Origin of the sequence: Nocardioides sp. (genome assembly GCF_050699375.1) — a bacterium.
GTDB lineage: Bacteria > Actinomycetota > Actinomycetes > Propionibacteriales > Nocardioidaceae > Nocardioides.
The window spans coordinates 1-24846 of the sequence record NZ_JBOHDN010000230.1; the positions used below are offsets into that span (position 1 = coordinate 1).

Below are 24846 nucleotides of genomic sequence, written 5' to 3' on the forward strand. Positions count from 1 at the left end.
GTCCGGCAGCACGACACGGCCCCCGGACCTCGTACGACTGTTCCGGAGACGGGCCGCACGGCACATTCCATCGAGCAACGCCCGATCCCGGGCGGTCGCTTTCTGATGGGCGACAACCTCGGCGACGGGAGTCCGGCGGACGGAGAGGTCCCCGTGCACGATGTCCACGTCGACCCGTTCGTCATCGACGCCACCACGGTGACGAACGCGGCCTTCTCCGAGTTCGTCGACGCGACGGGCTACGTGACCGAGGCGGAGTCGTACGGCTTCTCCGCGGTTTTCCATCTGGCGCTCGCGGCTCAGGACTCGGACGTTCTCGGCGCGGCCCCCGGCACCCCGTGGTGGCACGGAGTGCGTGGAGCGACCTGGCGGAACCCCGGTGGGCTGCTCAGCGACCTGGCGGGGCTCGACGACCATCCCGTGGTGCACGTGAGCTGGAACGACGCCCTCGCCTACTGCCGGTGGAGCGGGCGGCGACTGCCCACGGAGGCCGAGTGGGAGTACGCCTCGCGGGGCGGCGAGAGCGGCGCCCGGTTTCCCTGGGGGGACGAGGTGAGGACCGACACCGAATGGCGGGCCAACATCTGGCAGGGCGACTTCCCGGTGCTCAACACCGCCGAGGACGGCTGGGCGACCACCGCGCCGGTGCGTTCCTTCGCGCCCAACTCCTATGGGCTCTGGCAGACCGTCGGGAATGTCTGGGAGTGGTGCGCCGACTGGTTCGATCCGGCCTACTACCGAGTCTCGCCGCGCGAGAGTCCGACCGGCCCCGACCGCGGCACGACGAGGGTGCTCCGGGGTGGCTCGTTCCTGTGCCACGACTCCTATTGCAACCGCTACCGAAATGCCGCCCGCTCGTCGAACACACCCGACTCGTCCATGAACAACACCGGCTTCCGCACCGTCGCGGGTTCGCGAGACGTCCCCGGCTCTCGGCGCCCCCTGAACCCGACTCACTGAAGCCGACGGAAGTCGTCGATCCATGCGAATGAGGTCTCCCGTCGGTCGGCCGGCAGACCAGTGATCACGGTCCCGCGCTCGCTGCGACGAAGGGCAGCACCAGCCGGGAGGGGTGGGCGGCATCGCGGTAGATCGTGTGGGTGACCGGACGACCGACCGGGACATGGAAGGCGTCGGGCGGCAGGAGCGCGTTGTGCTCGTCGGCCATGGGCTCGTTGCAGGAGAGCTCAACCACGACCTTGTGGCCCGGCAGGATCGTCGCGGCCATCGGATAGACGCGCAGGACGTATTCCTCGATCACGCCCGGGGTGACCGGGACCTTGCGGGTCAGCGGGTGTACAGGGCTGCCCGGCGTCGACTCGGCCTCGTCGAGCTCGCGCATCGATGCCTTGAGGTACGCCGTGGTCAACAGCTGCCGCCTACCACCGGGAGCCTCGTCCCACATCCTCATGATCCAGTTGGTGTCGTCCTGGTCGATGCTCGCGAAGAGGTGGAAGGCACCGGTGCCGATCAGCGTCGTCGGCGTCTCGAAGATGTCAGTCGACCACGACACGGTCTCGACGCGGTCGGTGACCGTGAGCGGCGCCTGGAAGAAGCCGTCGGGCGCGGCATGCTCGGCGCCCATCGTCTCCGGCTCGAACGACAGCTTGCGGCGGGGCCGCAGGAACAGCTCGCGATGCTCGACCTCGGCCGGCGGGAACGCCGAGCCCTCGACGTAGGTTCGCGTTCCCTCGACGAAGACCGAGACCGCCGGCTCTGTGTCGACGCCGTTGTCGATGCCCTTGATCCACTTGTCGTACCAGCGGAACATCTTGTCGTGCTCCTCGACGAAGGGGCGCGACTGCATCGGCGGGTAGGGGCCGATGGTGAGCTTCTTGTTCGCGGCGGGGATGCGGTTGAAGCACTCGATGGTGCCGTCCATCGTCCAGCCCCGGCCCTGGTCGATCTGCAGCCAGACGGGGATGTCGATGTTGGCGGCGAGGTTGACCGGGTTGCGCTCCTCGTACCACTCCCCGTCGACGTCGTTCATCACGATGTCGAACCACGCCTCGTGGTTCTTCGGGTAGTGCAGCGTGTGGAACAGGTTCGGCCATGCCTGGACATCGGGGTCCCGCAGGCGCTCCGCGACCAGCTTCTCGATCTCGTCGGCGCTGTGGGTCTCCAGCATCCGCGACTTCACACCGTCGGTGAAGGCCCAGCCCGAGTCGCCCCCGCGGCCCTCGCGCGCGGCGCGGGGCATCAGCCACATCACGCCGCCGTGGTAGGTCGTCTCGTAGAAGTCGTAGTGACCACCGCTGACGAAGATGGCCTTGAGCGACGGCGGCCGCTCGGCGGCGGCGAGCACCTGCATCGACCCGAAGTAGGAGATGCCGATCATCCCGACGTTGCCGTCACACCACGGCTGCGCGGCGACCCACTCGATGAAGTCGTAGGCATCCTGGCCCAACGGCACCCCGCCGGCGTTGTAGTTGCCGATGTGCTCGCCCTCGGCGTATCCCGAGCCGCGCAGGTCGCCGATCACGTGCACGTAGCCGTTGTCCACGACCCGAGCGATGTCGCCGGCCTCGATGCAGCCGTCCCACATCGGGCTCGGCCGTTTCTGCGGCGGCATCGTGAGGGCGAGTGCCTGCAGCTCCTTGCCGTACGGCGAGAGCGCGACGAGTGCCGGCCGCGGCTGCGTCACGTCATCGGTGTAGGCGTCGGCGGCCAGGTTGACGCCGTCACGCATCGGGACGACGAGGTGCTTGAGCGCGGTGATCCTCTGCCCGCCGGCGTTGATGGTCTGCTTGGTGGTGTCGGGCATCAAGAGTGCTCCTTGCCGATGGTCTGGATGTAGCCGTTGAGCGTGGTGAAGAAGGGCGAGGGTTCCAGCGTCGGGTCGCCCGTGTAGCCGAGGTCCGCGGCGTACGTCTCGAAGGGCGAGTACGCCGAGGCCGACCGCACCGGGTCGAGACGGGCCGCCGTCGCGCGGATCTCCGCCTCGCGGGTCAGGCTGGCGGTCAACGCCTCCCGGGCTCCCTCGGCGTCGAGAGCGACGTCGAACGGGGTGCCGTCGGCTCGGCGGTAGGGGTGGCCGAGATAGAGGTGCTGCGGCTCGAGGGCGCCCACCTTCCCCAGCGAGTCGCGATAGGCGTCGGGGTCCTCATAGCCGGGAAATCCGCTGGCCGCGCCGTAGCACTGGGCGGCGTCGCCGACGAACACGTGCTGGGCGCCGCCCTCGGCACCCTCCACGACATAGGCGACCGCGCCCGGCGTGTGGCCCGGGATCGAGACGACCCGCACCGAGACACCGCCGAGGTCGAGGACGTCGCCGTCCGCGACGGTGAGGGTGGGTTCCATCTCACCGGAGATCGCCTCGAGCACCTCGGCGGACTTCGTCGCCTCCAGAGCCGCGGTGTCGACGTACGCCCCGCGCAGCCCGAGCGCCTCGTCGACATGGGCTCGGCGCGAGGAGAGGAAGTGGGCGTCGACCTTCGAGATCACGACCCGGGCCGTACGTCCGGTCGCCTCCCACAGAGCGTGGGCGCCGCCGACGTGGTCGATGTGACCGTGGGTGAGCAGGATCCACCTCACGTCCTCGATGCGCCGCCCCAGCTTATCCAGCTCGACCGGAACGTTGGCAGCCGAGGCGGTCACGCCGGTGTCGACGATCGCGAGCTCGGGGGCGTCGATCAGGTAGGAGAACAGGGCGAAGCGTCCCCACGGTGCCGCGATCGGGAAGACCTCGGTCGTCGGAGGAGCTGTCATCGGAGCAGCTCCGCGGTCTCCGCGAACGCCCGGTGGTACTCCGGGATCCAGGAGAAGTGCTGCACGAACCCGTGTCCGGCACCCTCGTAGCGGGAGACCGTCACCTCGACACCGGCCTCCCGGAGGCGTACGCCGTACTCCTCCGCCTCGTCACGAAGCGGGTCGAGCTCGCCGGTGATGATCAGCGCGGGCGGCAGGCCGGTCAGGTCCGCGCGCTTGGTCGGAGAGACCAGCGGGTCGGCCGGGTCCGCCCCGGAACCGAGATAGAAGGCGTTGAACGGCTTCAGGCCGGCTGTCTCCAGGCCGTAGCCGACGGCGTTCTCACGCAGCGAGGCATAGCGGTCGACGTCGAAGTCGAGATCGAGCGAGGGGTAGAAGAGGACCTGCTGGGTGATGGCGTCGACGCCGTCGTCCTTGGCCCTGCCTGCCACCGCGGCGACGAAGTTGCCGCCCGAGCTGTCACCCGCCAGCGCGAGGGTGTGGCCGTCCCAGCTCAGGTCGTTGCCGGCGGCGGTGTCCGCTGCCCAGCGGACGACGCCGTAACAGTCGTCGAGCCCGGCGGGGAAGCTGCTCTCCGGCGCGAGCCGGTAGCCGACGGAGACGACCTTGAGCCCGGTCTCCTTTGCCAGCGCACGCGCGATGTGGTCGTGCGTCTCGAGGCTGCCGAGAAAGAACGCTCCGCCGTGGAAGTAGACCAGGATGCCGTACGCCGCCTTGTCCTCGGCTGCGTAGATCCGAACCGGTACGTCTCCATGATCGGTGTGCGCGGTGACGTCCTCGACCGAGTGCAGGGGCAGCCGGTCCTCGAGCGGAACCACCTGCGAATCGTCGAAGGCGCGCATCGCGACCGGGTCGAGCTGGGCGGGCGGGGGCGGGAGGGTCGCGAGTACCTTGGCGATCTCGGGGTGCAGCGGCATCGCGATCAGCCCTCCGTCAGCGCGCCGACGGTGGTGGCACCGATCTGACCCGGCTTCTGGCCGGGGAAGACCTCGTTGACCTCGTCATCGGTCCAGCCGTTGCGCGAGATCCGCTGCAGCTCGTCGGTCACTGGCTTGCGAGCGGCCTGGAAGACCGCCAGCGCGGACGGGATCGATTCGGCTATGACGAGAGCGTCAGCGAGCGCTCCGGAGTCGAGGATCGCCGAGTTCGCGCCCTGCCCCTGGTGATGGCACATGGCGTGGGCAGCGTCGCCGATGAGGACGACCGCGTCGGAGTGCCAGGTGTCGACCGGGTCGATGTCGTAGACGGCACGGATGTTGACGGTGTCCATGTCGAGGTTTCGGGCCATCTCGACGATGCGCTCGTCGAACCCCTCGACGCTCTTGACGATGTCGTCCTTGGTGACCACGGGCGCCCAGGTGCTGTCCGGGTTGAGGGCCGTGATGTCGAAGGAGACCTGCCTGCGGTGCAGCAACGGCAGCAGGTAGACCTTCGTGCCTCGACCGATGTACATCCGCAGGTTGCCGTCGGCGACCATGTCGAACGTGCCGGCGGCGTCGATCACCGCGCGATAGGCGTGCTCACCGGCGAAGACCGGCTGCTGGTCGCTGAAGAGGGCTTCGCGGACGACGGACTTGATGCCGTCGGCACCGATGACCAGGTCGGCGCTCGCGGTCTCACCGTTGGCGAAGTGGAGCGTGGCCGTGGAGCCGAGGTCCTCGATCTTCTCCAGCTTGTGGCCGAGCTTGACCATGCCCGCGGGCAGCACGCGGACGAGGGCCTCGATGAAGTCGCCGCGATGGATGAACCGGGTCGTCTCGGCGTACGCCTCCTTCTCCGGCCACTCCTCGATCATGATCCGGTCCGCGTCGCCGGTGAGGATCTCGAAGGCGTCGGAGGGCGAGCTGACCGCCTTGATCGCCTCGCCGCTGCCGCGCTTGTTGAACTGGTCGACCGAGGAGGGGCGCAGACCGATGCCGGCACCCACCTCGCGGACAGCGGTGGCCTGCTCGTAGACGGTGACGTTCGCGCCGAGATCGCTCAGCGCCTTGGCCGCGGCGGCACCGGCATAGCCCGCGCCGACGACGGCGATGGTGAGGTTCTTGATGTCCATGGGCGGTGCTCTCAGTTCTGGGCCGTGGTGAGGAAGGTGGCCGGGTTGGTGACGAAGATCTGGGTGATCGTCTCGTCGGTGACGCCTGCTGCCCGGAGGTCGGGGATGAGCGTCTCGAAGATGTAGTTGACGGTGTGGCCCTTGACGCCGGGCCAGCCGAGGGGCGAGCAGTTGGCATCAGCGCCGGCGAGGACCTGGCCGACGTGGCCATCTCGCAGGAAACCCATCAGGTGCTCGAGGCGCTCGGCCTTGTGGCGGCCCCAGAACGGCGGATCGGGAAGCTCGAGGTCATAGCCGAAGGTGTCGAAGCCGAGTCGGCCACCGCCGCTGAGGATCGCGGTCTCGTTGACCTTGCCCTGGCTGACGCCGTCGTCCATGTGACCGAACATCACCCTGCTCAGGGGTAGCCCCTCCTCGGCGAAGACGGCGAGCGCGGGCTCGGCGTCGACGGCGAGGTGGGTGAAGATCGGCACGCCGGTCTCGACCGCCGCGCGAGCGGCGGCACGGTAGATGCGGAGGTCGAGCTCCTTCATCTTGAAGCCGCGGCTGACGCCGACCTTGATGATCCCGGCCCTGGCCTTCGTGTCACCGCCGATGCCCACGGTGATCTCGTGGACGAACTGGCGGTAGAGGTAGTCGACGCTGGCTCGCTCGAAGAACGGCAGCGCGGTGTCGCCACCGACGAACCCGGTGCACGCGATGATCTGTACGCCCGTCTTGGCCGAGAGCGACTTGTAGTAGTCGATGTCACGGCCGTTGCAGATCCCGGTCGCGTCGACGTACGAGGACGAGTAGCCGAAGTCGGAGGCGTGCTCATGGAAGGCACGCAGCTTCGGGACGGTCTCCTGGTAGCGCGTCTCCGGGGTCTTCCACCATCTGGTGTCGAGCTCGGAGCCGGGCATGCCGTAGCCGATGTGCTCATGGATCGCGGTGAAGCCGAGCTCCTCGGTGGCGATCGGGCCGAGGACGGTGTTGACGGTTCCCATCTCAGGCGTCCTTTCGAGTCGCCACGGCGAGCAGCGCGGCTGGGTTCTTCACGAGGACCTGCTCAGCAAGGTCGGCCGGCAGGGCGTCCGTCAGCGCGGCGTACGACGTCTCGGTGACCTCACCCTCGTCGTAGCCGAAGGCGAGCGCGGCGCCACCCGTGGTCAGCAGCACCCTGTCGGCGTGGCCGGACTCGGCCAGGGTGACGACATCCGCGGCGTCGGTCATCACGACGAAAGCACCCTGGTCGGCGACAGCCTTGGCCTCTGCGCCGGCATTGGAGACGGCGATGCGGTCGGCCGCCAACCCGTCGTCGAGGGCGATGCCGAGCTCGGCAACCGGGTCGCTGCCGGCTCGGAAGGTCAGCGGTACGCCGGTGGCGGCTGCGGCGCGCGCCGACCCGCGCAGCTGCGACTCGTCGGTCGGGGTCGCACCTGAGGCAGTGACCGCGGTGGCGATCAGGCCGGCGGAGCGGCGGCGCTCGACGCGTGGCACGACCATGCCGAGGGCCACCTCGTTGCCGTAGAGCTCGGCGAACTTCTCGGCCGGCCACGGCGTGGGCGGGTTGGTCTGCGGGGTGAGGAAGTAACCGCCGAGCATGCCCTCCTCCATCTGGCCGGCCGAGGCGACGATGTGGACGCCGGTGGCGCGGGAGAGGGCTTCGAGCAGGGGCACGTCGCGGCCCGCGAACATGCCGCCGGCGTCGACGACCGTCCCACCGCCTGCCGCCTTGAAGGCGTGCAGCTTGGCGGCGATGGCCGAGAAGACGGCCGATCGCTCCAGCGCGATGTCGAAGGCGTACTGCGCGCCGGGTAGCACCGAGAGCAGCGTCTCGTGCGCGGCGACCACGCCCAGGTGTTCAGCAGGCACCGGTCCGAGGACGGTGTTCACGGTGCCGCTCCCAGCAGTCCGTACACCCATCTGGGTCTCCCTTTCGTTCGTGCAGAGGTGACCGGGGCCACCCGGACCATGTGAACGGTGTCACTTCATCTTACTATGTGTCAAATAACTTGTCTGCTAGACAAGTATTTGTCGTCCGCGAGAACGAGGCCCCGCCAGCTACGACGGGACCTCTCGCACCATCCGCAGCGCGACCAGATCTCAGCCGGCGGCAACGAGCGTCTCGTCGGCCTCCTCCCCGGCGGACGCGGCACCGGAGAGCGCGCCGACGAGCCCGACGGCGGCGAGCCCGGCCGAGACGAGGGCACAGACAGCGGCCACCAAGAAGGTCTGGTTGAACGCCTCGCTGAGGGAGGTGAAGGCCAGGTCGTGGAGCGCTAAGGGCATGTCGACGAACGGCTGACCGCTCGACGGGTCGGTCAGCGTCGGAACGGAGTTGACCGCGACGGCGCCACCGTCCTCCGCGAGGCCGCGGAGGGCACCCATGACGGCATCGGTCGGCACGTGCGAGTCGACCGGCCGGCCGAGCACGGTGAACCCGGCCTGCGCCGACTCGCCCAGGGCGGCGTCAAGGCCGGCGTCGAGCTTGCGGTTGGCGATCGAGTTGTAGATCGCCCCGCCGAGGACCGGGCCGAGCGCGAAGCCGAAGTCGCGCAGCAGATTCGTGGTCGCGGACGCCATCCCCGCAAGACGCATCGGGACCGAGTTGATCGCCACCGCGGTGATCGAGCCGACCGTCAGCGCGAAGCCGACGCCGTTGAGGACCATCGGCGCGATGAAGGTGACCCAGGCACCCTGGTCGGGAGCCCCTTGCGCGGTGAGGAAGTCGTGGGCGTCGAAGGTCGACGACCAGAAGGCCGAGGCCGCGATGAGGACGAACCCGAGAGTCAGGACCCAGCGCGGGCTGACCGAGTGGATCAGCTTGGCGACGACCGGAACGAGCAGGAGTGCGGGCACCTGGATGACCAGGAACAGCAGACCGATCTGGACGGCTCCGATATGGATGACCGACCCGAGGAACATCGTCATCGAGAAGCAGATGGCCAAGTAGGCGAACATGCCGAGCACCGCAGTGACACCGGTGATCGCGAAGGCACGGTTCTTGAAGAGCGAGAGGTGGATCAGCGGCGACGGCGAGCGGACCTCGATCACCACGAAAGCGACCAGGAAGACAGCGGCAACGACGAAGCCGGCCACGATCTCGCCCTCCCCGAAGCCGATCTCCGAGCCCTGTGTGAGCGCCCAGATGAGGGAGACCAGGCCGACGATGATGGTGAGCTGACCCGGGAGGTCGAGCCTGCGCCCCTCGGGAGCCGAGGAGTTGCGCGCACCGAGCGACGCCAACGCCGCGACGACCGCGAGAACGGCCGGGATCCAGAAGCTCTCCTTCCAGTGGCCGCCCTGCGCCAGGGCGCCGGCAGCGATCGGCGAGACCGCCGCGCCCACCGACAAGAAGCCGGCCCACAGTGCGATCGCGCTGGCCCGCGCCTTCGCATCGGGGGCGGCTGCCGCGATCATCGTGAGCGAGATCGGGTAGAGAGCACCGGCACCGATGCCCGCGATCGCTTGCCCCACCCACAGCAGGTGCACGCTGTCGGCGCCGGCGATCGTGATGAGCTCACCCGCGGCCAGCAGCGCCAGGCCACCGAGCAGGAGCTGCTTGCGGCCGAACATGTCTCCGATGACTCCGAAGCTGAGCTCGAAGATGACCATCGCCGTGGCGAACGCGGCGCTGACCCAGATCAGATCGGCGCCGGAGATGCCCAGGTCGAGCTGGATCGTGCCGAGGATCGAGGCAGGCAGCGAGTAGGCCACCTGGGCGACAAAGACACCGAGACAGCCGGCGATCAGGGTCGGTACGAAGCGGCCGGTGGTCGGCGCGTTGACTTCGCTCATGGTTGCTCCTTGGGGTGATGAGAGGTGACCCGAGCCACATGGCGGAGTGAACCGTGTCACATTATTTGACATAGCGTCAAGATTTTTGTCTACCAGTAATCCAAATGCGCTACGAGGCCGGGAAGTTGTCGCCGATGCTCTAGAGTTTCGCCATGGCCACACTGCGCGAAGCCCAGAAGGAGATGACCCGACGGCTCCTTCTGGATGCGGGCCTGGAGCTGTTCGTGTCCAAGGGGTACGCCGCGACGACCGTTCCCGACATCGCGTCGGCCGCCGGCACGACGCGGGTGACCTTCTATGCCTACTTCTCATCGAAGATGGACCTGATGAAGGCGCTGATCAACGAGCGCCTCAACGCTGCCCTCGACCGTGTGCCCTCCGCCGAGCACGGCTCAACCGAGCGCGAGCTCGTCGCCGTGGTCGAGGACGGCACCGCGGACCGGATCCGTGGCTGGCTCGGCACGACGGCAGCACGCTGGGATGCCATCCGGCCCTACACGACGACCGCCTTCGAGGCAGCGGCCGTCGACCCCGAGATCCGGGCTCTGCTCGAGGAATGGCTCGACGAGGCGATCAGCGACATCCGAGAGGGCCTGAACCGCGCGGACCGCTTCCCGGCCGGGACCCGGCACATGCGGGGCGTGATCGCGATCAACGAGCTCGACTACGTCGCGCGCCTGTGGACCCCCGGCACGTGGGGCGTCGATCACGAAGGCATGCTCGACGTACTGACCGAGAGCTGGGTCGGCTCGATCGGTGCCCCCACGCGCTGACGGGGGGGTATGTCCTACCCCGCGGTCACAGGTGCTGGGCGACCTCGAGCAGCAACGCCCTCAGCCACTCGACGAAGAACTGGTCGGAGAGGTAGGGATTCCACACCATGTCGATCCCGACTCCGGGGACGGGGAACGGGAACTCCTCGATGCGCAGATCGACGATCCGCTGCATCGCCGCGGCGACCCGGAACCTCTGGAGAGCCACTCCCCCGGACAGCGCCACCAGGTGCGGCACGAGGAAGTTGTCTGACACCAACAGGCCGGAGCGGTAGTCGATGTGATGCTCGTCGAGCACCGCGTAGGGCATCACCCGGCGTTCGGCGTCGAACACGACGTGCGGCAAGGTGGTGAGCAGCTCAAGCGCGGAGGCACCCGGGTCCGAGTCCGTGGGTGCCACGACCATCCACCGGTCGTCGTACAAGCGCTCGCGGGCATAAGGCGAGCCGAAGGCGTCCGACATCAGCACGACGTCGACCCCGTCGGCGGTGAAGGCCTCCTCCGTCGGCATCGTGATGGTCCGGATCCGCAGCGTTGCGTTCGGTGCGCGCTCGGCGATGAGCCGCGCCAGCGGCGCACCGATGACGAACGCGGTGGGCGTCATCATCGCCACCGTGATGACGCGGCCGTCAACCGCTGGGTCGAAGCCCGGGAAGTTCACGACTCGCGCCGTCTGCTGCAGGGCGGCTCGCAAGGGTGCGGCCAGCTCGATTGCCCGCGGGGTCAGCCGGGTGCGGGCGCCCTCGCGAACGAGGATGTCGTCACCGAGCAGGCGACGCATCCGGCCGAGGGCGTGGCTCATCGCAGGCTGGGTGAGGCCGACCCGCTCGGCGGCCCGCGTGACCGAGCGTTCCTCGAGGATGGCCAGCAGCGGCACCAGGAGGTTCAGGTTGACCGCCGCGAGTCGGTCGAGGTCGGCGCTCGAACGGCCCGGCCGGACACCTCGGCCGGGCGCCGGCGGCGCCTCCGGTCCGATCTCCGACATGGACCGAACCCTACGCGGCGCCCTCGGAGACCGCGTCACACAACCGGCGCAGCTTCGGCACCGGGATCCGGTAGTCCACCGCTGCGGCCGTGCCGGTCCCGTCCGGGTGCCCCCATCGCAACAGTGCGGAGACACCTTTGCCGGCCAGCCGATCGGGCTCGCCGTCCGCCGGGAGGAAGCCGGCGGCCTTCAGCGTGATGCCGAACTGCTCGGTCCAGAAGTACGGACGCAGATCGAGGGCGGGAGCCTCCTCACCTCGCAGCAGCGCCGCTCCGGCCGTCTTCGCCTGGTCGATGGCGCTGGTCCACAGCGGAATCCGACGCAGGCCTCGCCTGGTCGGAATCGTGGCCAGGTCACCGGCTGCGACGATGCCGGGTCTGACCCGGCCACGGCTGTCGACAGCGAGCGCACCCTCCGTGGTGAGCAGGCCGGTTCCGGCCAGCCACTCCAGGTTCGGTACGTCCCCGACGGCCGCGACCACGAGGTCGCCGCGCCGCACCGCACCATCGCCGAGGACCACCTCGGTGCCGCCGGAGGTCTCTCGGGTCGTCGCCTCCGAGGTGAGCACGACCCGAAGGCCACGCGCCCGCGCGGCGTCGACGAGGACCTGCGCGAGATGGCTGCCGACCTGGTCGAGCATCGGAAGCCGCTGGGACACGACGGTCACCCCGCATCCGACAGCAAGGGCAGCGGAGGCGATCTCCATGCCGAGCGGACCGCCTCCGACGACGACGACCTCCGGGCGGGCGGTGAGCGCGGTCCGCAACCGGATGGCGTCATCGAGGCCGCGCAGGGCGAGGACGCCACCCCCACCGAGCGTCCGGGCGCGCGAGCCGGTGGCGATCACGAGACCCTCATAGGGCACCTCGGTCCCGTCGTCGGTGGTGATGAGTCGGCGGTCGGGGTCGAGGCCGATCGCGGCCCGCCCGAGGAGCTCGGTCGCCTCGTGGTTGGGAGGAGGCAGACGGTGAGCATCGTCGGCCGCCCCCTCTGCCAGCAGTGCCTTCGACAGCGCCGGACGGCTGTACGCAGGATGGCGCTCGTCCCCGATGATGATCAGCTCGCCGTCGTACCCACTCCCCCGGAGGCTGTCCGCCGCGGTGAGGCCGGCGATCCCGTTTCCCACCACCACGATCCGCTTCATGATGGCCGCGCTCATGCGAACCGCAGTGCTGCGACCGGGCAGACCCGGGCCGCTGCGTTTGCAGCCGTGGCCGCGTCCGTGTCGGGCTCGAGGTCCTCGACGTCGAGGACCAGCTCGCCGTCATCGTCGAGGTGCATGAGCTCGGGCGCGGCCTCCTCGCACAAGCCGTGCCCCTCGCACCTGGGACGGTCGAGCACGATCTTCATGCCGGCACGACCTCACGGACGGGAAGCACGCTGATGCTCCGGGTGATGTTGCTCGGCACGCGCTCCTCCGGACCGACCTCGATCCGGGAGATCCGCTTGGCCAGCGCAGCGATGACAGCGTGCGTCTCGATGCGTGCCAGACCCTGGCCCGCGCAGCCGTGCGGTCCGTACCCGAAGGACAGGTGGTCGACCGGGTTCCGCTCGACACGGAACGTGTCGGGGTCGGCGTAGTGGCGCGGGTCGCGGTTGCCGGCGCCGAACAGGATGGCCACCTGTGATCCGGCGGGGATCACCACGCCGTCCACCTCGACGTCGCGCGTCGCCCGGCGACCCCAGGCGTGGACCGGCGCCCAGAACCGCAGCACCTCGTTGGAGGCCGCTGGCACCAGGGCAGGGTCGTCACGTACGAGGTCGAGCTGGTCAGGGTTCGCAGCGAAGAGGGCAACGACGTTGCCGAGCGCGGCGACAGTCGTGTCGATGCCGGCGCCGAGGTACTGGTGGATGATGTGACCGGCCGTGTTCGGCGGGATCGCCCCACGCGCCTCGGCATCGAAGATGCCCCGACCGACCGAGCCCGGGGTGAGGTCGGCGGCGGTCACGGTCGAGCACCAGCCGTAGAGCTCTCCCGCGATCGGGAAGCTCTCCGCGGTGCGCTGGTTGAGGGGCCCGATGACCTGCATCGCCGCTTCGCCCCAGCGCAGCATGTTGTCGCGGGCCGGGCCGGTGAATCCGATCAGGTCCGCCACCACCTCGAGCGGGAGAACGCGCGCCAGCGCGTCGATGGCCTCGAAGGAACGCTGCGTGACGAGGTCGGCGACCAGCGCGTCGGCCTTCGCCTCGATCGTCTTCCGCAGCCCGCGCAGCGCACGAGGTGTCAGGTTCTCGCTGAGAGCGGCACGTAGTCCGGTGTGGGCCGGCGGGTCGGAGGCGAGGGACGTACCGATGAGGGCCTCGTTGACCATCGGGTTGAAGCCGATGGTCTTCGAGGAGAACGCCTCCCAGTCGCCCAAGGCATCACGGATCACGTCGTAGCGGGTGAGGGCGTAGACGTCGTTCGCGGGCAGATGTACGACGCCGGCGAGCTCGCGCAGCTCGGCGTAGGTCGGATAGGGGTCGAGAAGGACTTGGTCGTCGAAGATGTCGACGTCGGAAGAGACCGGCACGGTCATGGCTTCACCTCGGAGCGGCTAGAAGGTGACACCAGTGAAGTGAGTGCCGTCACATAAGTCCAACAGATGTTTCTCATGGCATGACATGCACGTCATGCATATGACCGTGGCGACTCGCCTCCCGAGCCACCGATGTTCGAGCCCGTGCAGTTGACCGCTTGACGGGTTCATCGCGTCGGCGGACCGGGACGACATCGGTTACTCGTGCGTACGGCTTCCTTGGTTCAGCGTCATGAGGTGCAACATCGTGCGTCTCATCAGCGTCTCGTTTACTGGAACGCAATGTTCCGGTAAAACGTGACTTGCGTAACTTTGGCGTGAGACGGTTCGTTTAGAACGTTGCGATGGGGAGCATGACCCGGGGCTTTGCGGGCCCGGGGATTGAAGAGGGAGATTCGATGTCCGCTACGCGCTACAGCCGCCTTCAGAAGGCGACCGCGCTCGTTCCGCTCGCGCTGCTCAGCGCAGCGTGGACGGTCAACGTCACCGGTCTGACGCAGTCGAGTGCCACAGCATCAGGGACCAGCTACGACGACGCCTTCAGTCTGCCTGACGGGACGTCGGTCCCGGCGGAGGCGATCGAGGCGCCGGCGAGCGTGTCGGCATCGGCCGACAAGGGCGACGGCAGGTCGATGGCCGGAACGGCCAACGCCGCCGGCATCCCGTCGGCTGCCCTCGCTGCCTACCAGCGCGCGGCCACCGTCATCAACGCCGCCGACGCGTCCTGCAAGATCGACTGGCCGCTGATCGCCGCGATCGGCCGGGTTGAGTCCAACCACGGACGCGCCAACGACAACCGGCTCTCCGCCGAGGGCATCTCGACTCCCGGGATCTTCGGCGTGCCCCTCAACGGCAGCGGCAACGTCTCCCGGATCACCGACACCGACGGTGGTCAGTACGACGGCGACACCAGCTTCGACCGCGCGATCGGCCCGATGCAGTTCATCCCGTCCACCTGGGCGATGGTCGGCGTGGACGCCGACGGCGACGGCAAGCGCAACCCGCAGGACATCAACGACTCCGCCCTCGCCACCGCCGTCTACCTCTGCTCCGGCAACGACGACCTCTCCACCGACCAGGGCGCGCGGGCAGCGGTCTACCGCTACAACCACAGCCAGGCGTACGTCACCACCGTGCTCGGCGTCGCCGACGCCTACCGCTCGGGCGACTTCACCTCGATCCCGAACAGCACGGTCCCCGTCGACTACGCGATCCCGCGGATGGAAGCGCCCAAGCCGGCGAAGCAGAAGGACAAGGACCGCACCTTCAAGGCCGGCGACAAGCAGGCCGGCCCGGGTCAGGGCGCGGAGTCTCCCTCCACGCCCTCCGAGGAGGCTCCTCCTGCCGAGGAGACGCCCGGCGGGGGTGGCACCGGCGGCGACGACGGCGGCGCCACCGACCCGGCGAAGCCGCTGGAGCCGGTGACCAAGCCGGCCGAGAAGGTGGTCGCGACCGTCTCGCAGTTGACCACGGTCTGCACCAATGCGCTGGTCGACCAGCTCGGGTCCGTGCTCGCCCGCACTGTCCCGAAGAGCACGATCACCGACTGTGTCGCACAACTGTCGAAGAAGACCCTGCCGGAGGCAAACGCCGCGGTCGGCGGGATCCTGGCCGGCCTCCTCAAGATCCTCGGCATCGGCTGACCGACCCCAGCACGCGCGAAGGGCCCCGCCGACCGGCGGGGCCCTTCGTCGTACATGAGCCGACCGCCAACGAGCGAGCGGCTCAGCGGCCGTGTAACACGCTGTTCGTAGGACTATCCGGTCGTTCTGATAGGGCGAGTAGTACTACGAACGACGTGTTACATCGGCGCCGGGGCGCGCGACAGCACACCGAACCAGCGACTCAGCGGACCACTCAGGCGGCGGGCTCGTCGTCCTCGTACTCGGTGACGAAGGCGCGGCCGACTTCGCGGACCTCGGCCAGGGAGGAGGAGTCGGTCAGCAGGGAGCTGAGGTGGTAGTCGGCGACTGACTGCGCCAGAGCGGCCGAGCTCGACGGCGCCTTCTCGTCGTCGCGACGGCTGTGCCACAGACGGTGCTGGGCGCCCTCGTTGAGCGAGAGCAGCATCAAGGCGGTGGTGGCGGGGTCGGTCTCGCGCAGCTCGCCGCTGTCGACGCCGAGCTCGAGGAGCTGAGCGGCGGCGGAACGGAGCTTGTCGCAGTCGTCGTCGAAGCCCTCGAAGACCTGGGGCTGGGCCAGGGCCGCCACCTCGAGCTCGTAGAAGTCGAGCGGGGCGGTGCACAGCTGGCGGACGTCGGCGTAGAGGAAGGCGTAGAGCCGCGGAGCGGCCGGGCCGTCCTCCTCGAGAAGCTTCTCGGCGAGGGTGAGGGACTCGCGGTTCTTCTCCATCAGGGCGGAGAGAATCTCCTCCTTGGACTTGTAGTAGTAGTACATCGAGGACTGGCGCAGACCGACGCTCTCGGCGATCTGGCTGATCGTCGTCGCTGCGACACCTTGGGCGGTGAAGAGCCGCGAGGCCTCTTTGAGGATCTCTTCTCGCGGGTTGGCCGAATCACGTCCGCTGTTGCGCGGTCGGCCGGTGCGCTTCGTGTTGCCCGACTCACGATTGGTCACGATCTCGAGTCTACTCTCCGGAAATGTTCCACGTCATCGAGCTGCGGTCGGCCAGGAGGCGGAGTTCAGCCTCGCAGCCAGCCAGCTGCTTCGGCGGCCCAATAGGTCAAAATCACGTCCGCGCCCGCCCTCTTGAAGGCGGTCAGTGTCTCCAGGATCGCCGGTTCGCGGTCGATCCAGCCATTCGCAGCTGCGGCTTCCAACATCGCGTACTCACCCGAGATGTTGTAGGCCGCAACAGGAACATCGACAGACTCACGCACTCGCTGCAGGACATCGAGGTACGGGAGTCCGGGCTTGACCATCACGATATCGGCGCCCTCGGCCACGTCAAGGAGCGCCTCGCGGACGCCTTCCAGCGCATTCGCCGGATCCTGCTGGTAGGTGCGCCGGTCGCCCTTGAGCGAGGAGTCGACGGCCTCGCGGAAAGGGCCGTAGAACGCCGAGGCGTACTTCGCGGAGTAGGCGAGGATCGAGACGTCGGTGCGACCGTTCGCGTCGAGCGCGTCGCGGATGACCCCGACCTGACCGTCCATCATCCCGGACGGGCCGACCATGTGGGCGCCGGCTTCCGCGTGGGCGATCGCCATGTTGGCGTAGATCTCGAGGGTGGCGTCGTTGTCGACGGTGCCGTCCTCAGCCAGTACGCCGCAATGGCCGTGGTCGGTGAACTCGTCGAGGCACAGGTCGCTCATCACGGTGAGCGCGTCGCCGACCTCGGAGACGACGTCGGCGATGGCCACGTTGAGGATGCCGTCAGGGTCCAGTGCACCAGAGCCCACGGCGTCCTTCGTCTCCGGGACACCGAAGAGCATGATCCCGCCGATGCCGGACGTGGCTGCCTCGGCAGCCGCCTTGCGCAGCGACTCACGGCTGTGCTGGACGACGCCCGGCATGGTCGAGATCGGGACCGGCTCGTCGATCCCCTCGCGCACGAAAGCGGGCAGGACCAGGTTGGCGGGACGTACGGCCGTCTCCGCGACCATCCGGCGCATGATCGGCGTGCGCCGCAGCCTGCGGGGACGGATCACGGGCTTCTCGATACTCATCTCAACTCTCCCAAAATGCCGAGTCGGCTCATCTTCACCATAATCCCCGCCGAGTCGGCGCGTCACAACGCGCCGACTCGGCGAAGATCTCGGTCAGGATGAGCCGACTCGGCAATGAATTCGGTCAGCTCGTGCGCGAACGGCGGCGCGAGGCCGGGCGGCGGTCGGACGGCTTGGTGACCGGCAGACCCTGCTCGACCAGCGAGGCGCGGCGCGCGGCACCGAAGTCGGCGAGCGCCTCGGTGAGCGCCTCGATCGACGGCTCGGGCGACATCACGTCGACCCGCAGGCCGTGCTCCTCGGCGGTCTTGGCGGTGGCCGGGCCGATCGTCGCGATCACCGTGGAGGTGTGCGGCTTGCCCGCGATGCCGACCAGGTTGCGGACCGTTGACGAGGAGGTGAAGACCACCGCGTCGAACTTGCCGGTCTTGATCGCGTCGCGGGTCGGCGCGGGCGGCGGAGCGGCCCGGACGGTGCGGTAGGCGGTCACGTCGTCGCACTCCCAGCCGAGGTCGACCAGGCCGGCGATGAGGTTTTCGGTGGCGATGTCGGCACGCGGGAGGAAGACCCGGTTGATCGGGTCGAGGTCCGCGTCGTACTCCGGCCAGACCTCCAAGAGCCCAGCTGCCGACTGGTTGTCGGTGTGCGGCACCAGGTCGGGGCGCAGGCCCCAGGCCTCGAGCGCCTGCCCGGTCTTCTCGCCGACGGCGGCGATCTTCAGACCGGAGAAGGCACGGCAGTCCAGGCCGTACTCGTCGAACTTCTCGCGTACGGCACGCACCGCGTTGATCGAGGTGAAGGCGATCCAGTTGTAGCGGCCCTCGACCAGGCCGCGTACGGCCTTGTCCATCTGCTGCGGGTTGCGCGGCGGCTCGACGGAGATCGTGGGGACCTCCTCGGGCACGGCGCCGAAGCCCTTCAGCTTCAGCGACAGCGCGGGCGCCTGCTCCTTGGTACGCGGCACCAGCACGCGCCAGCCGAACAGCGGCTTCGTCTCGAACCACGAGAGCGTCTCACGCAAGTTGACCACCTTGCCGATCACCACGATCGCCGGCGGCGCCATCCGTGCGGCACGAGCGTCGACGGCGATGTTCTCCAGCGTCGACTCTACCGTCGACTGCTCCGTCGTGGTGCCGACGCGGGTGATCGCGACCGGGGTCTTGGCCGAGCGGCCCGCCGCGACGAGCTCCTTGGCGATGTCACCGATCATGCCGACACCGGAGAGGAGGACGAGGGTGCGGTTGTCGGCGTACTGGCTCCAGTCCACCTTCTCGTTGCAGGTCACGACCGCGACCTCTTGGTGGTCCTTGGTGGTCAGCGGGATGCCGGCGTACGCCGGAACGGCCGACACCGACGAGACGCCGGGGACGATCTCGAAGCCGATGCCCGCCTTGGCGCAGGACTGCGCCTCCTCGGGGCCGGAGGCGTAGAGGAACGGGTCGCCGGTCATCAGGCGCACGACGCGCTTGCCCAGCTTGGCCTGCTTGACGACGGCCTTGGCGCGGGCGGCGTTGGCCAGCGGCTGGCCGTCGACGCCGAACCCGCCGTCGATGAACTCGGGTCCGATCGGTTCCGGGGCCTCTTCGCCCTCGGCCGGCTCGACGGGCTCGGGGATGCCGAGGACACCGCGCACCATCGCAGGGTGCTCGGGGGCCTCGGTCACGACAACATCGGCCCGCTTCAACAGGTCGATCGCCCGTACGGTCAGCAGCTCGGGGTCACCGGGACCGCTGCCGACGAAGGACACCCAGCCCAGTGGGGTGGCCGAGGTGTGCTCGGCCTTCTGCTCGGTGGTCTTTGCTCGGGTCATGCGTTGTGCACCTTGTCCTGCTCGGGAGCGGTCTGGGGGGAACCGCCCGTGTCCATGACAGCCTGGTCTCTGTCCGCCGCCTCCGGGTCCGCTTCGGCAGCGTCCACGGGGGCGTCGGTCAGGTCTGCAGCACCCTCGGCGAGCATCTCCTCCGCGAGCCGTCGCCCGACGCCGGCGGCGTCGTCGACCGGGCCTGATGCGGAGAGTCGCACCGAGAGCGAGCCGTCGAGTGAGAGCGCAACCGCGCGCACCCACAGCTCTGGTCCTTCTTCACCCTCAACCACGTCGGCGAGGGTCCCGATGGGCGCGGCACAGCCACCCTCCAAGGTGGCGAGCACCGCGCGCTCCGCCTCGATGACCGCTCGGGTGGTCGGGTCGTCGAGGGAGGTCAGGATCTTGCGTACGTCGGCATCGGCGTCGCCTGCACGGCACTCGACGGCGAGGGCGCCCTGGCCGGGAGCCGGCAGCACCTGGATCGGGTCGAGGACCTCGGTGACCTCGTCGAGCCGGTCGATGCGGGCCAGGCCGGCCCGGGCGATGACGATCGCGTCGAAGTCACCCGAGCGCACCTTGCCGATGCGGGTGTCGATGTTGCCGCGGATGCCGTCCAGCTCCAGGCCGAGGCCCAAGGCCTTGATCTGGGAGACACGTCGCGGAGAGCCGGTGCCGACGCGCGAGCCCACCGGGAGCTCACCGAGGGTGAGCCCGTCGCGGGCGACGACCACGTCTCGCGGGTCCTCGCGCGGCAGGATCGCGGTCAGGTCGATGCCCTCTTCGGGATAGGTCGGCAGGTCCTTGAGCGAGTGGACCGCGAGGTCGATCTCCTTGGCGTGCAGCGCGTCACGCAGAGCACTGACGAAGACCCCGGTCGAGCTCGAGCTGGTCAGCGGGGTGTTCGTGGCCTGGGTGCGGTCTCCGTCGGAGACGATCTCGACCAGCTCGACGATGTGGCCCTGGGCACGGAGCATCTCCGCGACGAGGGTCGACTGAGTGACGGCGAGCTGTGAACGGCGGGTGCCGAGACGAAGGGTCCTCATGCGGATCCTCCTTCATGGGTGGGGGGCGATGCGGCGGAGGTAGCCGTCGTCGACACCTCCGCGCGGGTCACCGAGGCGACTGCCTCGGGGTCGAGCGCGAAGAGCTCGGCCAGAGCCGCGGCGTAGGACACCGCGCCGCTCTCGTTGGCGAGCTCCTTGACCCTGACGGTCGGCTCGTGGAGAAGCTTGTCGGCCACGCGACGTACGGTCCGCAGGACCTCGTCACGGGTGGCCTCGTCGAGCTCGGGAAGCTTGCCGTCGAGCCGCTCCATCTCGGCTCCGACGATGCCGGTGGCCATGCTCCGGAGCGCGACGACGGTCGGGGTGACCGCCGACTGGCGACGGGCGCTGAGGAAGGCCGCGACCTCCTGGGTGACGATGTCGCGGACCGCTAGCACCTCCCGGCCGGCGGGCGAGGCGTGCAGCTCGTCGGCGAGGGCGGCCAGGTCGATCAGGGTCACTCCGCGGAGCGAGCCCGCGGCGGGGTCGATGTCGTGGGGCAACGCCAGGTCGATCAGCGCGACCGGGTGCCCGCTGCGGTCGCCGACCATCTCGGCAGGCACGAGCACACCACTGGCCCCGGCGCAGGTGATGACGATGTCGGCCGCGGCGATCTCGTCGGCCAGCTGGTCGAGCGAGGCTGAGCGCGCGGCGTACTCGTTCGCGAGGCGGTCGGCGTTCGCCGTCGTCCGGTTGACCACGACCACGTCGGCGGCCTCCATCCGGGAGACGGTCGCGGTGGCCAGCCCGGCCATCGCCCCGGCACCGACGATGGCGACCCGCTTGCCGCGTACGTCACCCACGGCTCGTACGGCACGGCCCAGCGACGCCGTCACCAGCGACGGCGCGGCCCGGTCGATGTCGGTCTCCGCGCGCGAGCGCTTCCCGACCCGCAGCGCCTGCTGGAACAGGCTGTTGAGCGCCGGCCCGACCGTGCCCGCCTCCTGGCCGAGCTGCAGCGCGGCGCGCGCCTGACCCAGGATCTGGCCCTCGCCCACAGCCATCGAGTCCAGGCCGGCGACCACCTTGAACAGATGGGAGACGGCGCCGTCGTCGTAGTGGACGTAGAGGTGCGGCAGCATCGTCTCGAGCGTCTGACCGGCGCCCTCGATGATGCGGCGGGACAGGTCCTCGACGGAGCCGTGGAACCGCTCTACCTCGGTGTAGATCTCGAGACGGTTGCAGGTCGAGATGACCGTCGCCTCGCTGACATGTTCACAACCAGCCACGTCAGTGAGGAGCTTCTGCAGGCCGTCGGCGTCCACCGAGGCCGCCTCGAGCATCGAGACCGGCGCAGAATTATGTGAGATTCCGACTACAAGAACACTCATGCCGGCGCCTCCGTCGAGGAGGAGCAAGGATACGGACTCGCCGGCCTGAGGCTGATTGTCGTTCGCTGACGCTCACTCATGCCGTGATCCCTTCCTCGGAACCATTATCTACCGTCGCCCCAGCATCCGCAGCCTTGCGCGACTCGTGATACGCGAGGATCTGCAGCTCGATGGAGAGGTCGACCTTGCGTACGTCGACCCCGGACGGAACGTTGAGGACCGCGGGCGCGAAGTTGAGGATGCTGCTGATCCCGGCATCGACCATCGCGTCGGCGACGTCCTGGGCAGCGGCGGCCGGCACCGAGATGACACCGATCGAGACCTGCTCGTCCGCGACGATCTCGGGCAGGTCGGCGAACGGACGGACGGCGATGCCCGCGACCGTGCGGCCCTGCATCTGCGCGGCCGCGTCCAGCAGCGCGACAGTACGGAACCCGCGGCTGCTGAAGCCGGAGAAGTTGGCCAGCGCCTGACCGAGGTTTCCGATGCCGACGATGATGACCGGCCAGTCGTGGGTCACGCCGATCTCGCGCGCGATCTGGTAGCTCAGGTAGTCGACGTCGTAGCCGACTCCACGGGTGCCGTAGGAGCCCAGGTAGGAGAGGTCCTTGCGGAGCTTGGCCGAGTTGACTCCGGCGGCCGTGGCGAGCTCCTCGGAGGAGCACGAGGCGATGTTTCTCTCGGCGAGCGAGGTCAAGGCCCGAAGGTAGACCGGAAGCCGGGCGACAGTCGCCTCGGGGATGTCCCGGTGGGGGTCCTGGGCACTGCTGCCCTCGCCCGTATTCGTGCTCCGTGCCGTCACGCTCTGCTCTTTCAATGCCGGCGCCACAGACGGGGGCTCTCTAGCCCGGGATCGCCATGCGGCTCCGCCACCATACGGACTTTGTGCATTCGGGAACAAACTCGCGAACGGTTGGCTAGCACACGCTTCTGCGGAGTTGTCAGAGGGGGTCGATCCGGGGTATGGGGTCGACCGACAGTTATCCTGGGGAGCGCGCGAGTGCTGCTCTGAGCCGCTCCTCGGAGACGCGCCAGAAGTCGTGCTGGCGGCCATCGACGTACGTCACCGGCACCTCGTTCGTGAACCGCTCCCGGAGCTCGGGGTCCCGATCGATGTCGATCTCCGTGTAGTCGTCCCCGACGACGCTCTCGACCACCAGTCGCGCCTCGTCGCAGAGGTGGCAGCCCTGACGGGAGTAGAAGGTCACACGCGGTTCCACCCGACCATCTTGGCACCCTCGCCCCATGTCAGCGCCAGGCCCACTACTGTTGGCGAAATGAGCAGGGCCAGCGACCGCCGCCGCGCCGATCTGCGGCGAAAAGACCTCAAGCGCCGTTCGGCGCTCGCCGGTGAGGCATCGGCCGCGGCCGCGGAGATCGAAGCCTGGCTCCACCCTGAGGGCGGGGACCCGACGGCGGCGGCGTTCTTCGACGTGGACAACACGATCATGCAGGGCGCGACGATCTTCCATCTGGCCCGCGGCCTGCATCGGCGCAAGTTCTTCCGTACGCGCGACATCGCCTCGGCTGCGTACAAGCAGGCCTACTTCCGGGTGGCCGGGGTCGAGGATCCCGCGCACATGGAGTCGGCACGCAGCTCGGCCCTCTCCTTCATCCGCGGCCACCGCGTCGAGGAGGTCGAGAGTCTGATGGAGGAGATCTTCGACGAGGCCATGGCTCACCGGATCTGGCCCGGTACGCGGGCGCTCGCGCAGACCCACATCGACCAGGGACAGCGGGTGTGGCTGGTGACCGCTGCCCCTGTCGAGGCGGCCAGGGTCATCGCGCGGCGGCTCGGGCTGACCGGTGCGCTCGGGACGGTGGCGGCCACCGAGGACGGCGTCTACACCGGTGCGCTGGTCGGCGAGATGCTGCACGGGCCGGCCAAGGCGGAGGCGGTCAAGGCCATCACGGCCCGGGAGGGGCTCGATCTGTCCCGCTGTGCGGCCTACTCGGACTCGTTCAACGACCTCCCGATGCTCTCGCTGGTGGGACATCCGTACGCCATCAACCCGGACGCGCGCTTGCGTGCCCACGCGCGCGTGAAGGGCTGGCCGGTGCGTGACTACCGCACCGGTCGCAAGGCCGCCCGCGCAGGCTTCGCGACCGCGGCGCTGGGCGGGGCGGCCACGGGGGCCATCGCGGTGGCGATAGCGCTCCGCGGTCGGCGGCAATGACATCGACCGCTGGCCGGACATATGGGGGCGGGTATCGGTGGCCGCGTAAGTAATTTGTCGCCACACGCCGAGCCGACTTGGGCTCGGGACCTGACATCGGGATGTTCTAACCCGTAGGGTTGTGCTCGCTCAGGGGAGTCTTCGGGAGGGACCCACATGTCGCGCCGCGCCAACGACGTTCAACGTCGCTTAGATGCGCTGCGTGCTGCCGTCGTCGATGCGGTCGAGCTCCTGCTCAACGAGGGCTACGAGCCTGCGTACGCCGGTGTGGCCGGTGGCTCCGGTCCGCTCGCGGAGCCCGAGCGACGTGGCTCCGGGGGCACTCACGAGATCAGGCCCGGCTCCGGCAACGAGCCCGAGGACGACACCGAGCTGGCCGCCTCCTCCGAGGAGAGCGAGGCCGACCGGACTCGGCTGATCGCCCTCGTGGAGCTCGCCCGCAAGGGCGACAAGGAGGCTTTCGGCCTCCTCTTCGACCATTACCACGGCGCCGTCTACCGCTTCCTCTTCTACCGGACCCGCTCGACCCAGGTGGCCGAGGACCTGACCTCGGAGACGTTCTTCAGGGCCCTGCGCTCGATGACCGGGTTCCGCTGGCAGGGCAAGGACTTCGGCGCCTGGCTGATGACCATCGCCCGCAACCTGGCCACCGACCACTTCAAGGCGGGACGTACGCGCCTGGAGATGACCACCGAGGACATGGGGCAGCACGACTCCTCCTCCGACGGTCCCGAGAAGATCGTGATGGCCGGCATCACCAACGAGATGCTGCTCGCCTCCCTCGCCAAGCTCCCCGAGGAGCAGCGCGACTGCATCATCATGCGCTTCCTCCAGGGACTCTCGATCGCCGAGACCGCGGCCATCCTCGGGCGCAGCGACGGAGCCGTGAAGCAGCTACAGTTGCGCGGAATCCGCAACCTCGCCAAGCAGATGCCTGACGGGATCCGCTGATGACTGTGTTCCGCACCACCACGAATGCTCGACCGGTTGCCGTAACCCGCGGCCGGGGCGACTCGTTGTCCGACATGACTGCCCCTTGCGTGCAGT

Annotated in this window: 23 protein-coding genes; 5 read left to right on the top strand and 18 right to left on the bottom strand. The window is 68.8% G+C overall.

The features are described from left to right. On the top strand, window positions 1-960 hold a 960-nt coding region (locus ACRDPS_RS16835; RefSeq protein ID WP_431502809.1), incomplete at its 5' end, for a formylglycine-generating enzyme family protein. Window positions 961-1024: 64 nt separating this feature from the next. Here the strand turns inward: ACRDPS_RS16835 and ACRDPS_RS16840 are convergent. From ACRDPS_RS16840 to ACRDPS_RS16870, 7 genes are all read right to left on the bottom strand, one after another. Beyond that, the gene (locus ACRDPS_RS16840) at window positions 1025-2764 is read right to left on the bottom strand and encodes a CocE/NonD family hydrolase (RefSeq protein ID WP_431502810.1); all 1740 of its coding nucleotides are present in this window, start codon (window positions 2762-2764) and stop codon (window positions 1025-1027) included. Next, window positions 2764-3708: an MBL fold metallo-hydrolase gene (locus ACRDPS_RS16845; RefSeq protein WP_431502811.1), complete on the bottom strand. Its 945-nt coding sequence runs from the start codon at window positions 3706-3708 to the stop codon at window positions 2764-2766. Before ACRDPS_RS16845 ends, ACRDPS_RS16840 begins: the two co-directional genes overlap by 1 nt. Next, window positions 3705-4625, bottom strand: a complete 921-nt coding sequence (locus ACRDPS_RS16850) for an alpha/beta hydrolase (protein ID WP_431502812.1) — start codon at window positions 4623-4625, stop codon at window positions 3705-3707. The genes ACRDPS_RS16845 and ACRDPS_RS16850 overlap by 4 nt, the downstream gene beginning before the upstream one ends. Window positions 4626-4630: 5 nt before the next feature. Beyond that, complete coding sequence (locus ACRDPS_RS16855) at window positions 4631-5761, bottom strand: FAD-dependent oxidoreductase (RefSeq protein WP_431502813.1); 1131 nt, start codon at window positions 5759-5761, stop codon at window positions 4631-4633. Between the two features lie 11 nt (window positions 5762-5772). Further along, a complete protein-coding gene (locus ACRDPS_RS16860; protein ID WP_431502814.1) occupies window positions 5773-6747 on the bottom strand; it encodes a phosphotriesterase in 975 nt (324 codons plus the stop codon). 1 nt (window position 6748) lies between these two features. Continuing rightward, a complete protein-coding gene (locus tag ACRDPS_RS16865; protein ID WP_431502815.1) occupies window positions 6749-7666 on the bottom strand; it encodes a hypothetical protein in 918 nt (305 codons plus the stop codon). A gap of 180 nt (window positions 7667-7846) precedes the next feature. After that, a complete protein-coding gene (locus ACRDPS_RS16870; RefSeq protein WP_431502816.1) occupies window positions 7847-9541 on the bottom strand; it encodes an MFS transporter in 1695 nt (564 codons plus the stop codon). Window positions 9542-9693: 152 nt separating this feature from the next. Between ACRDPS_RS16870 and ACRDPS_RS16875 the strand changes: the two genes are divergently transcribed. After that, window positions 9694-10314 (top strand): TetR/AcrR family transcriptional regulator, encoded by a 621-nt coding sequence (locus ACRDPS_RS16875; protein WP_431502817.1) that lies wholly within the window; start codon window positions 9694-9696, stop codon window positions 10312-10314. A gap of 25 nt (window positions 10315-10339) precedes the next feature. On the opposite strand, the gene ACRDPS_RS16880 is transcribed toward ACRDPS_RS16875, so the two are convergent. From ACRDPS_RS16880 to ACRDPS_RS16895, 4 genes are read right to left on the bottom strand one after another with little or no spacing between them, the layout of a single operon-like run. Next, the gene (locus ACRDPS_RS16880) at window positions 10340-11299 is read right to left on the bottom strand and encodes a LysR family transcriptional regulator (RefSeq protein WP_431502818.1); all 960 of its coding nucleotides are present in this window, start codon (window positions 11297-11299) and stop codon (window positions 10340-10342) included. A gap of 10 nt (window positions 11300-11309) precedes the next feature. Beyond that, window positions 11310-12458, bottom strand: coding sequence for an NAD(P)/FAD-dependent oxidoreductase (locus tag ACRDPS_RS16885; protein ID WP_431502819.1), 1149 nt, complete (start codon window positions 12456-12458; stop codon window positions 11310-11312). Continuing rightward, window positions 12455-12649: a ferredoxin gene (locus ACRDPS_RS16890; protein WP_431502820.1), complete on the bottom strand. Its 195-nt coding sequence runs from the start codon at window positions 12647-12649 to the stop codon at window positions 12455-12457. The genes ACRDPS_RS16885 and ACRDPS_RS16890 overlap by 4 nt, the downstream gene beginning before the upstream one ends. Next, a complete protein-coding gene (locus ACRDPS_RS16895; RefSeq protein WP_431502821.1) occupies window positions 12646-13818 on the bottom strand; it encodes a cytochrome P450 in 1173 nt (390 codons plus the stop codon). Before ACRDPS_RS16895 ends, ACRDPS_RS16890 begins: the two co-directional genes overlap by 4 nt. Before the next feature lie 398 nt (window positions 13819-14216). Here ACRDPS_RS16895 and ACRDPS_RS16900 point away from each other — a divergent pair, with 398 nt between their 5' ends. Further along, a complete protein-coding gene (locus ACRDPS_RS16900; RefSeq protein ID WP_431502822.1) occupies window positions 14217-15461 on the top strand; it encodes a lytic transglycosylase domain-containing protein in 1245 nt (414 codons plus the stop codon). A 214-nt stretch (window positions 15462-15675) separates the two neighbouring features. Here the strand turns inward: ACRDPS_RS16900 and ACRDPS_RS16905 are convergent, their stop codons facing one another. The 7 genes from ACRDPS_RS16905 to ACRDPS_RS16935 form a co-directional block, all read right to left on the bottom strand. Then, window positions 15676-16395 (bottom strand): TetR/AcrR family transcriptional regulator, encoded by a 720-nt coding sequence (locus ACRDPS_RS16905; RefSeq protein ID WP_431502823.1) that lies wholly within the window; start codon window positions 16393-16395, stop codon window positions 15676-15678. Window positions 16396-16460: 65 nt separating this feature from the next. Beyond that, window positions 16461-17444, bottom strand: coding sequence for a porphobilinogen synthase (gene hemB / locus ACRDPS_RS16910; protein ID WP_431502824.1), 984 nt, complete (start codon window positions 17442-17444; stop codon window positions 16461-16463). A gap of 124 nt (window positions 17445-17568) precedes the next feature. After that, window positions 17569-19254, bottom strand: coding sequence for a uroporphyrinogen-III synthase (locus ACRDPS_RS16915; RefSeq protein WP_431502825.1), 1686 nt, complete (start codon window positions 19252-19254; stop codon window positions 17569-17571). Next, window positions 19251-20291: a hydroxymethylbilane synthase gene (hemC, locus tag ACRDPS_RS16920; RefSeq protein WP_431502826.1), complete on the bottom strand. Its 1041-nt coding sequence runs from the start codon at window positions 20289-20291 to the stop codon at window positions 19251-19253. Before hemC ends, ACRDPS_RS16915 begins: the two co-directional genes overlap by 4 nt. After that, a complete protein-coding gene (locus ACRDPS_RS16925; protein ID WP_431502827.1) occupies window positions 20288-21622 on the bottom strand; it encodes a glutamyl-tRNA reductase in 1335 nt (444 codons plus the stop codon). The genes hemC and ACRDPS_RS16925 overlap by 4 nt, the downstream gene beginning before the upstream one ends. Window positions 21623-21698: 76 nt before the next feature. Continuing rightward, complete coding sequence (locus tag ACRDPS_RS16930) at window positions 21699-22424, bottom strand: redox-sensing transcriptional repressor Rex (protein ID WP_431502828.1); 726 nt, start codon at window positions 22422-22424, stop codon at window positions 21699-21701. A 178-nt stretch (window positions 22425-22602) separates the two neighbouring features. After that, window positions 22603-22842 (bottom strand): glutaredoxin family protein, encoded by a 240-nt coding sequence (locus ACRDPS_RS16935; RefSeq protein ID WP_431502829.1) that lies wholly within the window; start codon window positions 22840-22842, stop codon window positions 22603-22605. A gap of 57 nt (window positions 22843-22899) precedes the next feature. Here ACRDPS_RS16935 and ACRDPS_RS16940 point away from each other — a divergent pair, with 57 nt between their 5' ends. Then, on the top strand, window positions 22900-23799 hold the full coding sequence (locus ACRDPS_RS16940; RefSeq protein WP_431502830.1) for an HAD family hydrolase: 900 nt from the start codon (window positions 22900-22902) through the stop codon (window positions 23797-23799). A 156-nt stretch (window positions 23800-23955) separates the two neighbouring features. Further along, entirely contained in the window at window positions 23956-24750 is a 795-nt protein-coding gene (locus tag ACRDPS_RS16945) for a sigma-70 family RNA polymerase sigma factor (protein WP_431502831.1), read from the top strand. Window positions 24751-24846: the final 96 nt, after the last annotated feature.

Bases quoted from the DNA above. Each gene is read 5' to 3' on its own strand.
- ACRDPS_RS16915 (WP_431502825.1), bottom strand. From the start codon at position 19,254: ATGACCCGAGCAAAGACCACCGAGCAGAAGGCCGAGCACACCTCGGCC.
- ACRDPS_RS16845 (WP_431502811.1), bottom strand. From the start codon at position 3,708: ATGACAGCTCCTCCGACGACCGAGGTCTTCCCGATCGCGGCACCGTGG.
- ACRDPS_RS16945 (WP_431502831.1), top strand. From the start codon at position 23,956: ATGTCGCGCCGCGCCAACGACGTTCAACGTCGCTTAGATGCGCTGCGT.
- ACRDPS_RS16875 (WP_431502817.1), top strand. From the start codon at position 9,694: ATGGCCACACTGCGCGAAGCCCAGAAGGAGATGACCCGACGGCTCCTT.
- ACRDPS_RS16870 (WP_431502816.1), bottom strand. From the start codon at position 9,541: ATGAGCGAAGTCAACGCGCCGACCACCGGCCGCTTCGTACCGACCCTG.
- ACRDPS_RS16850 (WP_431502812.1), bottom strand. From the start codon at position 4,625: ATGCCGCTGCACCCCGAGATCGCCAAGGTACTCGCGACCCTCCCGCCC.
- ACRDPS_RS16855 (WP_431502813.1), bottom strand. From the start codon at position 5,761: ATGGACATCAAGAACCTCACCATCGCCGTCGTCGGCGCGGGCTATGCC.
- ACRDPS_RS16865 (WP_431502815.1), bottom strand. From the start codon at position 7,666: ATGGGTGTACGGACTGCTGGGAGCGGCACCGTGAACACCGTCCTCGGA.
- ACRDPS_RS16925 (WP_431502827.1), bottom strand. From the start codon at position 21,622: ATGAGTGTTCTTGTAGTCGGAATCTCACATAATTCTGCGCCGGTCTCG.
- hemC (WP_431502826.1), bottom strand. From the start codon at position 20,291: ATGAGGACCCTTCGTCTCGGCACCCGCCGTTCACAGCTCGCCGTCACT.
- ACRDPS_RS16940 (WP_431502830.1), top strand. From the start codon at position 22,900: ATGAGCAGGGCCAGCGACCGCCGCCGCGCCGATCTGCGGCGAAAAGAC.
- ACRDPS_RS16895 (WP_431502821.1), bottom strand. From the start codon at position 13,818: ATGACCGTGCCGGTCTCTTCCGACGTCGACATCTTCGACGACCAAGTC.
- ACRDPS_RS16900 (WP_431502822.1), top strand. From the start codon at position 14,217: ATGTCCGCTACGCGCTACAGCCGCCTTCAGAAGGCGACCGCGCTCGTT.
- ACRDPS_RS16885 (WP_431502819.1), bottom strand. From the start codon at position 12,458: ATGAGCGCGGCCATCATGAAGCGGATCGTGGTGGTGGGAAACGGGATC.
- ACRDPS_RS16840 (WP_431502810.1), bottom strand. From the start codon at position 2,764: ATGCCCGACACCACCAAGCAGACCATCAACGCCGGCGGGCAGAGGATC.
- hemB (WP_431502824.1), bottom strand. From the start codon at position 17,444: ATGAGTATCGAGAAGCCCGTGATCCGTCCCCGCAGGCTGCGGCGCACG.
- ACRDPS_RS16860 (WP_431502814.1), bottom strand. From the start codon at position 6,747: ATGGGAACCGTCAACACCGTCCTCGGCCCGATCGCCACCGAGGAGCTC.
- ACRDPS_RS16880 (WP_431502818.1), bottom strand. From the start codon at position 11,299: ATGTCGGAGATCGGACCGGAGGCGCCGCCGGCGCCCGGCCGAGGTGTC.
- ACRDPS_RS16890 (WP_431502820.1), bottom strand. From the start codon at position 12,649: ATGAAGATCGTGCTCGACCGTCCCAGGTGCGAGGGGCACGGCTTGTGC.